14 protein-coding genes and 1 pseudogene are annotated in these 12,006 nt (G+C 25.7%); 4 read left to right on the forward strand and 11 right to left on the reverse strand.

Annotated features, from left to right (window positions below; translation table 11 throughout):
* Position 1 precedes the first annotated feature (1 nt).
* The 11 genes and pseudogenes from CCUN_RS02200 to CCUN_RS09985 form a co-directional block, all read right to left on the reverse strand.
* Positions 2 to 556 carry a hypothetical protein gene (locus tag CCUN_RS02200; protein ID WP_035175919.1) on the reverse strand — a complete coding sequence of 185 codons (555 nt, stop codon included), beginning with the start codon at positions 554 to 556 and terminating at the stop codon, positions 2 to 4.
* A gap of 116 nt (positions 557 to 672) precedes the next feature.
* Positions 673 to 1,047 carry a hypothetical protein gene (locus tag CCUN_RS09980; protein WP_232087671.1) on the reverse strand — a complete coding sequence of 125 codons (375 nt, stop codon included), beginning with the start codon at positions 1,045 to 1,047 and terminating at the stop codon, positions 673 to 675.
* Between the two features lie 335 nt (positions 1,048 to 1,382).
* Positions 1,383 to 1,907, reverse strand: a pseudogene (locus CCUN_RS02210) (hypothetical protein); the annotation flags it as partial.
* Positions 1,904 to 3,325, reverse strand: a complete 1,422-nt coding sequence (locus CCUN_RS02215; RefSeq protein WP_085296615.1) for a hypothetical protein — start codon at positions 3,323 to 3,325, stop codon at positions 1,904 to 1,906. The pseudogene CCUN_RS02210 and the gene CCUN_RS02215, both read right to left, overlap by 4 nt.
* Positions 3,326 to 3,332: 7 nt before the next feature.
* Positions 3,333 to 4,952 (reverse strand): lipase family protein, encoded by a 1,620-nt coding sequence (locus CCUN_RS02220; RefSeq protein WP_085296616.1) that lies wholly within the window; start codon positions 4,950 to 4,952, stop codon positions 3,333 to 3,335.
* Between the two features lie 360 nt (positions 4,953 to 5,312).
* Positions 5,313 to 5,693 carry a hypothetical protein gene (locus CCUN_RS02230; protein WP_085296618.1) on the reverse strand — a complete coding sequence of 127 codons (381 nt, stop codon included), beginning with the start codon at positions 5,691 to 5,693 and terminating at the stop codon, positions 5,313 to 5,315.
* 342 nt (positions 5,694 to 6,035) lie between these two features.
* The gene (locus CCUN_RS02240; RefSeq protein WP_085296620.1) at positions 6,036 to 6,395 is read right to left on the reverse strand and encodes a hypothetical protein; all 360 of its coding nucleotides are present in this window, start codon (positions 6,393 to 6,395) and stop codon (positions 6,036 to 6,038) included.
* 823 nt (positions 6,396 to 7,218) lie between these two features.
* The gene (locus CCUN_RS02255) at positions 7,219 to 7,755 is read right to left on the reverse strand and encodes a methyltransferase (RefSeq protein WP_125921756.1); all 537 of its coding nucleotides are present in this window, start codon (positions 7,753 to 7,755) and stop codon (positions 7,219 to 7,221) included.
* Between the two features lie 9 nt (positions 7,756 to 7,764).
* Positions 7,765 to 8,301, reverse strand: a complete 537-nt coding sequence (locus CCUN_RS02260; RefSeq protein WP_085296622.1) for a hypothetical protein — start codon at positions 8,299 to 8,301, stop codon at positions 7,765 to 7,767.
* Positions 8,302 to 8,546: 245 nt separating this feature from the next.
* Positions 8,547 to 9,008, reverse strand: coding sequence for a hypothetical protein (locus CCUN_RS09900; RefSeq protein WP_085296623.1), 462 nt, complete (start codon positions 9,006 to 9,008; stop codon positions 8,547 to 8,549).
* The gene (locus tag CCUN_RS09985; RefSeq protein WP_232087672.1) at positions 8,986 to 9,321 is read right to left on the reverse strand and encodes a hypothetical protein; all 336 of its coding nucleotides are present in this window, start codon (positions 9,319 to 9,321) and stop codon (positions 8,986 to 8,988) included. Before CCUN_RS09985 ends, CCUN_RS09900 begins: the two co-directional genes overlap by 23 nt.
* Positions 9,322 to 9,510: 189 nt before the next feature.
* Here CCUN_RS09985 and CCUN_RS02275 point away from each other — a divergent pair, with 189 nt between their 5' ends.
* From CCUN_RS02275 to CCUN_RS02290, 4 genes are all read left to right on the forward strand, one after another.
* Positions 9,511 to 9,831 carry a hypothetical protein gene (locus CCUN_RS02275; RefSeq protein ID WP_085296624.1) on the forward strand — a complete coding sequence of 107 codons (321 nt, stop codon included), beginning with the start codon at positions 9,511 to 9,513 and terminating at the stop codon, positions 9,829 to 9,831.
* Between the two features lie 164 nt (positions 9,832 to 9,995).
* Positions 9,996 to 10,319, forward strand: a complete 324-nt coding sequence (locus tag CCUN_RS02280) for a hypothetical protein (RefSeq protein ID WP_085296610.1) — start codon at positions 9,996 to 9,998, stop codon at positions 10,317 to 10,319.
* Positions 10,316 to 10,759: a VapD family protein gene (gene vapD, locus CCUN_RS02285; protein WP_085296625.1), complete on the forward strand. Its 444-nt coding sequence runs from the start codon at positions 10,316 to 10,318 to the stop codon at positions 10,757 to 10,759. Before CCUN_RS02280 ends, vapD begins: the two co-directional genes overlap by 4 nt.
* Entirely contained in the window at positions 10,760 to 11,968 is a 1,209-nt protein-coding gene (locus tag CCUN_RS02290) for a DUF5710 domain-containing protein (RefSeq protein WP_027306088.1), read from the forward strand.
* The last annotated feature ends 38 nt before the right edge of the window (positions 11,969 to 12,006 follow it).

A 12,006-nucleotide genomic window follows, 5' to 3' on the forward strand; every position in this document is an offset into this window, starting at 1 on the left:
ACTACTCCAAAGTTTCAACTTGCCAATCATCTTTCTTAAATTTTTTGTCAATATCCTTGCAACTTAATATTTCCATATATCCAAAATAGAACCCAGCACCCTCATCACCTTCTAAAAATATACCATAATTATCATACAAATATGTATCAATACGATAATATACTATTTGGTTTTTATTTTTTCTTTCAAATCCAGTTTCCGCTATCCTATCTGTTATTTGCTTACTTGTGGGGGTCACTCTTATACCCGTTTTATTTTTTATAGATTCATCCTCAATCAACACCTTTCCCGCATTAAGATAACACAAGCTCTCAAATTCATAATATTGCGGATCCATATATTTATAAGAACATCCTCCTGCTAAGAATAATAAAAGATATACTGGCAAAAGAAATAAAGCAAGATTTTTAAATATTGTTTTAAAATTTATAGTTTTTGTTTTATTTTTTATTTTAAAAAAGACTTTAAAGATAAAATATAAACTAATAGAAAATATAAAAACAAAAAAGAAAAATATAAGAATAAATATTAAAAGATTAACAAAGAATTCTAGCATTTATTAAACCCTCTCAATTTTTTTAAACATACTTTCATTTAAACCTGTAGAATAACTAGCCCAGCATATTCTAGCATATTTATAAAATTTTATATATTTAGCTTGTTTTTCATACATTAGTAGCCTCTTTTTTCTTGTAATTCTTTATATTTTTGAATATCAAAGCATATCATTTTTCTTTTGTATTTAGCAAACATACCTATGTCAAGCCAAGAGTAGGTATTGTCTATTTTATATTCTTGTATTGTATTTTTGCTGTCCTTATAGTACCATAAAATAATAATTTTTTTTATTCTAAAATCGACATATTGCTCTGTTATATTGAATAAAATATTCTTGTTTATTTTTTTATAATTATCCCAAAGACTTATAATATTTTTTGCATCATAAATAACCTCTTTAGAATCAGCCTTCTCACACAAACTCTCAAATTCTTTAAAACTACTTTGCCATTCAAGAGGTACAAAAGAGTATCCAAACCAAAGAAGCATAAATAATGGATAAGGCAAAAATAAATAAAACTTTTTAATTTTTTTATCAATATTAAAAATTTTAAAGATAAGATAAAAGACAAGCTTTAAAAATAAATATACCCATATAGTAGAAAGTATAAATAAACTAATCCATCCAAAGAAAGGAAAAGGGAAAAAGGTTAAAAGAGTTAAATAAGTAATATTATAAAAAGTTAAAATGACAAGAAAAAGATAAAATAAAGCTTGTTTTATATTTTTAAAGAATTGTTTTTTAAAATCATTTGATTTTTCTTTATTATTAAAATAATGATAGAGCTTGTTTTTCATATATTATTATCCTATATTACTTTGATTATTATCTTTAGTATATTCAAACAAAGTAGCACTAAAGCCACTTGTATCTTTGGTTTAATCTCTTGCTCAAAATAATTAGATTCTTTAATATTTTTTAATAAAGTATTTAATTCTTTTTGAATTTCTTTTAAAAAATTTTCAATATTTTTTTCATTGTTTTCATCAATAATTTTATTGAGTGTTTTATTTTTATTTTGATTGATTGCATTATTTAAAAGTTTTAAATTATTATAGATAATTTTTTTAATGCTGGATAAATTTTTATCAGAAGTAAAATTTTGTTCTTTTGTGATTTCATCTTTATTAGCTTGATTTAAATGTATAATTTTAAAAGCTTTTGTATTGTCGCTTTTAAAATCATCCTCAATAGTATGCAATGTTTGATACAAAGAATTCTTAGCTTCTTTATATCCATCAAAATCACCACATATAAAAATAATTTTATTGGCATTTTTGGTAAGATTTTTTAATGCGATTTCTAAGTTATGATTTGATGTAATTAAAGTAAAATTTTTTATTTTCATATTTTAATCCCATTGACCACCACAAATTTACAAACATAAAGCTCTTGCTTTCTATCTTCATCTTCTAAGATTTCATCCAGTCCTTTTGCGATTTGAAGTTTTAAATTTTTCATTTTAGCAGGGGCTAAAAAACTAAAATGATATGCGTTTAATTTTTTATTATCTTCTAAAGCATTTTTTATGATTTTATCATATTCATGTAATTGTGTAAAATATCCCGCTCCTAAATCTTTATTTTCAAATTCCTTATAAGCACTTTTATGAATTTTAGCGATGTTTTTGGGGATAATGAAATAAAGCTTGATTAAATTAGTATCCAAGCTAAGGTTTAATGTCTTAAATTCATAATCTTTACTAAAGCCTTGCTTGAATTGATTAAGAATATTAATGTCCTCTATATCTTTTAAATCTATATTTAATTCATTTAAAGCCTTATCTTGTTCTTTTCTTTCATTATTGATTAAAAGATTATAGATAGGTAAATTATCTTTTTGAAATCTATCGCTTTTATAATGAAGTCTTATTATAGGTTCTTTTAACTCTGTTTGGTTTTTGCTTTGTTTTACCAAGCCCTCCTTAGGATCAAAACTATGATCGAATTTAAACTTAGTAGGAGTAAAGCTTACTTTTAAAGGAAAGCCTTTGTCTGTGATACAAGCTGAGATTAGTTCTTGTAATATAGCATATTCATTATTGACTTTCTTTTGAGATAAGGCTCCTTTTACATTAGCAACTTTAGTACAAGGAACACTTACACCTGCTATAGTATTAGGACAAGCACTTATACTAGAATTAAGCAAATCACTTTCTAGCATAATAGGGATGTTATTGTCTTTAAAAGATTTTCCTTTATTTGATTGAAGTATGACTTTACCTCCATGGATACATTCTAGGTTTTGATTTTCTAAAAGGGCATGAAGTTTAGCTATACTTTGTTTTTTATCTACTTGTATGGTTTTTTGTTCTTTTATAGTGTTTGAAATTAAATCTTTATATTCTAAGCTTTGCTTACTTAAGCATTCTAATTTGATATTTAAAGAATTTTCTATGATAGAATAATTAAGCAAGCAAAGCTCATCATTTTTATAAAAAATACTAAGTCTTCCTAAACCACTGCTTTCATCTTTAGGAGAAAAATAATAACTGGGTTTGTCTTGTTTTATAATATTATCTTTATCTAATTCTCCAAAATAAAAAGGATTATTAGGAAGTTCAGTTGAGCCTGTAAGGAGGGTGGAGTTTAGGAAGATATAAGCTTGGTAATTTTGAAGTTCTTCAAAAGTAAAATCTGTCGTTGCTTCTAATTTATAAAGCTCTTCATAAATACTTTGACAATCAATTATACTTTTATTTTCACAAAATAAATAAATACTTTTTTTATCTTTATGAATAGAATATAAAAAGTCTCTACTTATCATAATTTTCCTAAATAATACCTATTTTGGCTTTTCCGCTAAAATACAAAGCTTGTGATATTTTACAAACTCCACCTAAATACTGCTCATTCCAAATTTGATCTTTTATTTTATAACTTTTTGAATTATATCCGTATATTTTTGTTATATTATTAATATTTTCAAGACATTTCATATCTTTATAAACTACAATAAAAATTCTAAATTCCCCAATGGCAATTTTATAGGCTAGATTTTCTTGATTATTAACAAAGGAACAATCTTTTCTGTATTTATTAAAATCATTTTTATCAAGAATTAAAATGTATTTTTCTTTTTCTTGCACCTTTAAAATAAAATCTATGATTTTTGTTTGATTAATAACAGGAGCGTTATAGCTTGTATAATAACTATTCCCAACTACTTCTAAAATATCATTTGTTTCTTGCATTATAGTTGCTATTAATGAAAGAAAGTATTCAAAATAATTGATTTTTTCTGGGGAAGTTCTAAAAGGACCAAGAGGTCCATTTTTAAGAGTAAAATTTTTATTATTAATCGCATTATTTTTTAACACAAAAGTTTCTGTATATATTTGAATATTTTTCATAAAATGATTAAGATACTCTATACACTCGCTAAGGCTTTTATCTTTGACTTTATTATGGTTAGCATCTAATTCTAAAAGATAAGAATAAAAATAAAGAGTTTGAGTAAGAGGGATAATGGAGTGAGAGTTTTTCCCTGTATAGATAGGCAGTCTATTGCGTGAGCCATATTGGGCAGAAGCAATGATTTTTACTCCACCATTATCATAAATATGGGTGATTTTTTCTGAAACATCTATAATATATTTTTCTAAAACATCTCGCATAATTTTTATGGTATTGGGATTTATAACTACACTAGGAACATTCCAACCATGAATACTAGGTGCATTAAAGGTATAAACTTCACTTGGAGAGAACTTAAGTTTATCTTTGTATAGACTATCGCAATAGATTAAAGCCCATTGAGCTAAATAACCTCCCAATGAATGTCCTACAAAGATAATTTTATCTGAATCTACATTATTTAAAAGAGGTGCTATATCTAATAAAAATTGTTTTAGGGCATTGATTTGAAAATCGCCTTTGCCAAAAGTAAGTCCTATGTCGGCTACTAAATCTTTCGATGTTTCTTTTGATGTTTCTAGTAGAGTTTTTATATTTAATTCCGTCCCCCTAAACCCTATTATAAATTTATCTTTTTCTTTATCATAAAACAAAGTAGCAGAAAAACCACTTGTAGTATTAGGTTGATGAAATTTGATTGTATAGCGTTTTGCAAAATTTTGTGCTTGGATTTCACTAAATTCTCCGTTGAGTTTATCAAAATTTGTTTTTTCATCAAAGAAATTTAACATTTTTGATTGCCAAGCATCATCTTGTCTTAAATCAATCAATACTTCTTTATCTTTATATTTTTGACTTACAACATGTTCTAAATTTACTTTTATTTCTCTATAGCTTCTAAGAGAATTCTTATCTTGAATTTTTTCTTGATTAGAATCTAACTCAAATATATTTCTAGTATCTAAAAAATCAAAATAAAAATAACTAGCTTGGGCAAGTTCAGCGTAGTCTTTGAGATTGTTAATTTGTTGTTTCAAATTAAGCCCTTTTTATCCAATAAATTATGCTAAATGTTACAGTATGTATAATGATAGCTAGAATAAGATAGATGATATTTACATTATCGTGTATTAACATAATAATAAATAGCAACAAATAGCAACAGACAATAACAAATAGCAACAAATAGCAACAAATAGCAACAAATATATTTTTGCTTTTTGTTTTCCCAAAAATTAAATAGTAAAAATAAGGTAATAACGGAAAAAGGCATAATAACAAATATAAACGCAATAAGGCAAGAATTACATCATCATTATAGTCTCCAATAGCAACACCCAAAATACAAGCAAAACCCCAAAATACCATCCAAACAATGTATAAAAATTTTAGTGCTCTCACTTTGTCCCCCTAAACCCTATTATAAATTTATCTTTTTCTTTATCATAAAATAAAGTAGCACTAAAACCACTAAAAGTATTAGGCTGGTGAAATTTGATTGTATAGCGTTTTGAAAAATTTTGTGCTTGAATTTCACTAAATTCTCCATTGAGTTTAGGGTATATAAATAAAGAATTATCTATAATCAAATATCCATTATATTTAGCATATAATGCTTTAAAATATTCTAATTTTTCTAATTCACTTTTATCTTTAAAAAATCTAGTTGTAGATATTTTAAATTCTAAAGCTTTTTGTTCTTTAATATAGTCAAAATTAAAATAACTAGCTTGGGCTAGTTCGGCATAATCTCTTAGTTCATTGATTTTTTCTTTCAAAATTATCCTTTATTTAAATAATGATAAAAAAATATATAATGTAACATAAAAACTATTATTATAATATATGATAATAAAACATGTAATAAAATATAAAAGCTATAGGATAATATAATAATATCCATAATGCATTTATAATATATTTTCTTTCTTTTTTTATCACAAAATATACGATATTAAAAATGAGTAATGGGGGTAAACAAATTATAGCTATAAATTGTAAAGCAAGTATGAAAAAATCTGTAAAACCCATATTATCAAATCCATGTGCTGTAGGCAAAAAAATTACATGTCCAATTATCCAAAATACCATCCAAACAATGTATAAAAATTTTAGTGCTCTCACTTTGTCCCCCTAAACCCTATTATAAATTTATCTTTTTGTTTATCGTAAAACAAAGTAGCACTAAAGCCACTTGTAGTGTTAGGTTGATGAAATTTGATTGTATAGCGTTTTGCAAAATTTTGTGCTTGGATTTCTCCAAATTCACCATTTAATTCACCTTTGCCAATAAAACTATATTCTTGTCCGACTTTTTCTTTTTTGCCGACTATTTTACCATTATAGCTTAAGCTTACAAGCTCATTTAAGGTAATGATAGTTTCATTTTCTTGTAGTATATAACTTTCTAAATCAAAATAAAAATAACTAGCTTGGGCTAGTTTGGCATAATCTTTTAGTTCATTGATTTTTTCTTTCAAAATTATCCTTTATTTAAATAATGATAAAAAAATATATAATGTAACATAAAAACTATTATGATAATAAAATATGATAATAATGCATGTAATAAAATATAAAAGCTACAGGATAATATAACAATAATAGAAAAAACCTTATCAAATATTTTTTAATTCTTGTTATTCCAAAAAGCCATAGATTGGCTATCATTGGTGGAAAGACTATCCAACCTAGCATTACAAAAAATTCATACACTCTATCTGGATTATGTCCAACAATAGGAGATATAAACCAACCTACAACACATAATATAATCCAACAAATATAAAGTATTTTTAATATTTTCATTGTATCCCCCAAATGATATAAATTTTCTTTAATAAACCCATTTATCTTCCTTTTTAATATTTTTAATAAAATCATTATACCTTTTTAAAAATTAAAATTAAAATAACTAGCTTGGGCTAGTTCAGCGTAGTCTTTGAGATTGTTAATTTGTTGTTTCAAATTAAGCCCTTTTTATCCAATAAATTATGCTAAATGTTACAGTATGTATAATGATAGCTAGAATAAAATAGATGATATTTATATCATCGGCTATTAACATAATAATAAATAGCAACAAATAGCAACAAATAGCAACAAGTATATTTTTGCTTTTTGTTTTCCCAAAAATTAAATAGTAAAAATAAGGTAATAATGGAAAAAGGCATAAAAACAAATATAAATACAATGCGGTAAGAATTACATTATCATTATAGCCATGATGTCCAAAAGCAACACCAAAAATAGTAAAAAAACCCCAAAATACCATCCAAACAATATATAAAAATTTTAGTGTTCTCACTCTGTCCCCCTAAACCCTATTATAAATTTATCTTTTTCTTTATCGTAAAACAAAGTAGCACTAAAGCCACTTGTAGCATTGGGTTGATGTTTTAAAAGTTTAAATCTATTTACAAAATCAATGGTTCTTTTACTAAGCGTATCATTTAATCCCACTTTACTAATATCATTATCCAATGTTATTTCTTTGTGAAAAAAGTAAGTATCCGTAAAAGGAATGCAGTATTTAGATTCTATTCTAATTATTTTACTTTGTTCAAAACGAGCTTGTATAGCACAAGCATAGGCTGTGTTTGTGTTTTTAGGTTTTATATATAATAATTTACCCTCATTATTTTTTATTTCTATATCTTGAATTAACTTATCACCAAAAGTAAGCTTATCTGCTTTATTGACTTTATCATTTTCATCTTGCTCTATATTTTCCCAAACATATTGCAACATTGCATAACTAGCATCTGCGACATTGGCATAGTCTAAAAATTTAGTGATTAAGTCCAATTTAGCATTTGCAGTTTGTATATTTTTATTCAATTTATCTTCCTATCTTAAGCTCATTATACTTTTAAATTTTTTATCAATATCCTTGCAACTTAATATTTCCATATATCCAAAATAGAACCCAGCACCCTCATCACCTTCTAAAAATATACCATAATTATCATACAAATATGTATCGTTTTGATAAAATACCAACTGATTGTTATAAAATTTTTGAAATGATATTTCTTTTATACTTTTATTTATTTGTTTATGTATAATATGGTCACCATAAATAAAATTTTTAGGTTCATTTCCAATCAACACCTTTCCCGCATTAAGATAACACAAGCTCTCAAACTCATAATACTGCGGATCCATATATTTATAAGAACATCCTCCTGCTAAGAATAATAAAAGATATACTGGCAAAAGAAATAAAGCAAGATTTTTAAATATTGTTTTAAAATTTATAGTTTTTGTTTTATTTTTTATTTTAAAAAAGACTTTAAAGATAAAATATAAAATAATAGAAAATATAAAAATAAAAAAGAAAAATACAAGAATAAATATTAAAAGATTAACAAAGAATTCTAACATTTATTAAACCTTACTGAATTTTTTAAACATACTTTCATTTAAACCTGTAGAATAACTAGCCCAGCATATTCTAGCATATTTATTAATATATAATATTTTACAAATAATTACAAGAAATAATTATTTGTATTTTAAAAAGCGTGGGTGAGGTCTAAACCTTTCATATTTCACAAATCTTTTATTGTTTGAAATTCCAATAACTCGTCAATATAAATCGTTACATAATACTTCATTTATAAATCTCCTTAATGATAAGTTGCCAGTCCATAAAAAAAGAGATATGTGCAAGTATAACCCATGGCAAATAATAAAACGCTAAACATAAGCTTTCTTTTGAAAATAGATATTAAGAAAAATACTCCTATACCACAACAAACGACAATAAACAAGCTTAAACTAGAAAAATAAAATGCTAAAAATATAAATACCGCAGACAAAACCAAAGGAATGGCATTGTAAATATATAATAAATTAAAAGGAATGCAAAAGTATATGATAAAAATAAATAGTCGCCATTGAAACAATTTAAATATTGCCAAAAATAAATTGTCACCATTTTTAACAATCCCTGTAAAATAGACAATAAGAAAAGTCACCAAAGCAAGAACCAAACTACACACAAACCAAGCAATTTGTCCGCTTGATATATTGTCTATTCCTTTACTTTCTAGTTTTGCTTTGAGTTTAGAATAAATAGGAATTTGCAAAATCACTCCTAATATAATAAGTTATTCTATTATAAGATAATTTATTTAAAATTTTGATTGTTTCAGTAAGAAAAAATTTCTTAAAACTATCATTAAATTCATTAACTTCTTTGGCTTCATTTATTTTATCCACTTGTTCTAAAAATTCTAAAAGAGGGGAAGATTGGATATTGCCATTAAGAGATAGAGTTATGTCTTGAGCTATGTCTGAGCCAATAAAATTATCAGTTTCCGTCCCCCTAAACCCTACTATAAATTTATATTTTTCTTTATCATTAAAGAGTTTCTTAAGAAAGGCATTGAAATTGCTCATGGAAATTTCGCCACAGAATACAAGCTTTTTGAATACAGAGGAATAACCATATCCTTAGAAAAAACTCAAATAGACACTCTTAATTTTTACATTAATACACCAAAAGGTGATTTCATTGAGCCTGAAAATCTTGTATTTAAGAACAAGAACAGCTTTATTGATTTTAGCAATATTATAACACTTGGAGGTTTGGTTACAAGAATCAATAATTTTTACAATGGTATTGAAGAAAGAATTTCTACAACAGATAGAAAAATTTCTAAACTTTGCTCTGAAATTATTGCATTAGAAAAAATTACAGGTGAAAATGCAAAACCCTATAAAAGATATGATTATCTTTTGGCATTAAGAGAGGATGAAAAGACTATAATGTTAGAAATTGAAAAAATGAGTAAAAGCCGTTCTTATAAAAGTAATTTTATTCTAAAATCACAGCTTATCTTAAAATCAATGGATAAAAACGAACATTTAGAATGTAAAAAAGAAATAAATGATATTAATATTCACTAACAGACGAGACACAAACTTAAGAGTTTTAAATTATTAAATAATATTCATCATTTAAAATAATAAATAATTTGTTTTATAATATTTAATCCATTCAATCATTTTATTTTATACATTGTAAAGCTTATTTAATATAAAATTTTTAAAAAATTCAAAAGGAGCAAACAATGGCTTATCCACTACTAGGAACAAGATTCATTTTAGATGAAGAAAAGATTCTAAAAGAAGATAAATATGATTTAAATAAAATGTATGAAATCATTGAGGAAATGGCAAATAAATGTGGTTTAATTAAGATTGATAAAAACACTTATCATTGTAAGGGCAATGAGGAAGATTTGGCTCGTTTGGGAGTGTTTCTTTATGATGGTTTAATAGAACGTGATTGGTTCACGCTCAATGTCAAAGAATGGGAATGGTTGAGTGAGAAAGAGGGAAACATGGATTTAATATCTAGAAATAAAGCAAGAAATATGGGGGTTTGGGCGTGAGTCTCTCTCGTAAGGCTATTAATTTTGATTTATCCACAAATGAACTCAAAAAGCATTTCAAGGATACAAGAGAGCCTTACATTAAAATAAAAACTTTTATGCTTGAGAATGGTTTTGAACACAGGCAATATTCAGGTTATGCTTCAAAAGAGCCTATGGATGATGATAAGATATTGACACTGACTAGAGAGCTAAACAGGAAATTCTCTTGGTTGAGTTCTTGCATACAAGAATTTGATGTAACTGATATAGGAGAACAATATAGTCTCAATCATATCTTTAAAGACTTTATCTCTATAAACAAAGACTTAGAAGTAAAATCTCCAACCAAAGAACACTCTCAAAAAGAACTTGCAAAAAAACAATTAATGAAACAAGTTAAACAAAGCTTACAAAGAGATAATAAGGAACCATCTAAAGATAAAGATTTGGAGCGATAAATGCCTCGTCAAAGACAATATCTTAATGTGCCTTATGAAGAAAGACAAGAAGCAAAGAATTTAGGTGCAATCTGGGATGCAAAAGAAAAGAAATTCTTTGCACCTTTTTATTTAGAACAGGATTTATTCAAAAAATGGAGTATAGAAAATCAAAAGAAACAAAATGTTTATCAAAAAATAGATACAAATGAAGCCCTTGCACAATTTAAAACTGCCTTAGAGACTCAAGGCTTTCTTATCGACACCCCTATAATGAATGGTAAGATTCAAAGATGTAAAATTATCGGTGATAGAGGCAATGAAAAAAGTGGAGCTTATGTAGGATTTTTAGATGAATATCCTGCAGGATTCATTCAAAATCACAAAACAGGCTTCAAAGAGAATTGGAAATTCACACTTGAAAGAAATGAAAAAACTTTTAAAAATAATCATTCTTTAAACATTAAACATTCTTTTCAAACCAAACAAGAACAAAAAGAATTAGAAAGATTAAACATTCAAAAGAAAACAGCTTTAAAACTTGAAAAAGAATGGATAGAGAGCAAAGATGCAACAAAAGAACACAAATATCTCATCTCAAAAGGTTTAAATACTGCTTATGATTTAAAAGTTGATCGATTCAATAATCTTTTAATCCCTCTTAGAGATGAAAACAATAAACTTTGGTCTTTACAAAGAATCAGTGAAAATGGCAATAAAATCATAGGAGTGATAAAAACTCAAGAAGAAAAAGAACAAGGCATAGAATATTCTGCAAGAAAGAAAGGTTGTTTTTACACACAAATTCCTTTAGAAAAACAAGATGAATTTTTAATCTGTGAAGGATTTGCTACTGCAATGACAATTCAACTTGCTACACAAAAACCAACCATAGTTGCAATTGATGCTGGAAACTTAATCAATGTAGCTCAAGCTCTTAATCAAAAGTTTCCAAAAACAAAAATCACCATTTTTGCTGATAACGATTTAAAACAAGAATTACAAAACAAAAGAAATGTTGGATTAGAATCTGCAAAAGCTGTTAAAGATTTGATTAAAGAAGTTTCAATCATAATTCCAAACATTGATATTGAAGAAGCTAAAAGAGGAATGTCTGATTTTAATGACCTCTATCAAGCATATGGAATTCAAAGAATCAAAGAACAAATTTTCAATGATTTAAAAAAGACACAAGAACACAAAAATAATAAAGCTGATTTAGAAATATAATCAATAATTAATTTTTTAATCAATTTTTCTTTTTGGTG

This window comes from Campylobacter cuniculorum DSM 23162 = LMG 24588 (assembly GCF_002104335.1).
In the GTDB taxonomy this organism is placed as follows: Bacteria; Campylobacterota; Campylobacteria; order Campylobacterales; family Campylobacteraceae; genus Campylobacter_D; species Campylobacter_D cuniculorum.

Excerpts from the sequence above, each read along its gene's own strand:
- CCUN_RS02290 (WP_027306088.1), top strand. The coding sequence starts at position 10,760 with ATGCCTCGTCAAAGACAATATCTTAATGTGCCTTATGAAGAAAGACAA.
- CCUN_RS02260 (WP_085296622.1), bottom strand. The coding sequence starts at position 8,301 with ATGTTAGAATTCTTTGTTAATCTTTTAATATTTATTCTTGTATTTTTC.
- CCUN_RS09985 (WP_232087672.1), bottom strand. The coding sequence starts at position 9,321 with ATGAGCAATTTCAATGCCTTTCTTAAGAAACTCTTTAATGATAAAGAA.
- CCUN_RS02215 (WP_085296615.1), bottom strand. The coding sequence starts at position 3,325 with ATGATAAGTAGAGACTTTTTATATTCTATTCATAAAGATAAAAAAAGT.
- CCUN_RS02280 (WP_085296610.1), top strand. The coding sequence starts at position 9,996 with ATGGCTTATCCACTACTAGGAACAAGATTCATTTTAGATGAAGAAAAG.
- CCUN_RS09980 (WP_232087671.1), bottom strand. The coding sequence starts at position 1,047 with ATGCTTCTTTGGTTTGGATACTCTTTTGTACCTCTTGAATGGCAAAGT.
- CCUN_RS02200 (WP_035175919.1), bottom strand. The coding sequence starts at position 556 with ATGCTAGAATTCTTTGTTAATCTTTTAATATTTATTCTTATATTTTTC.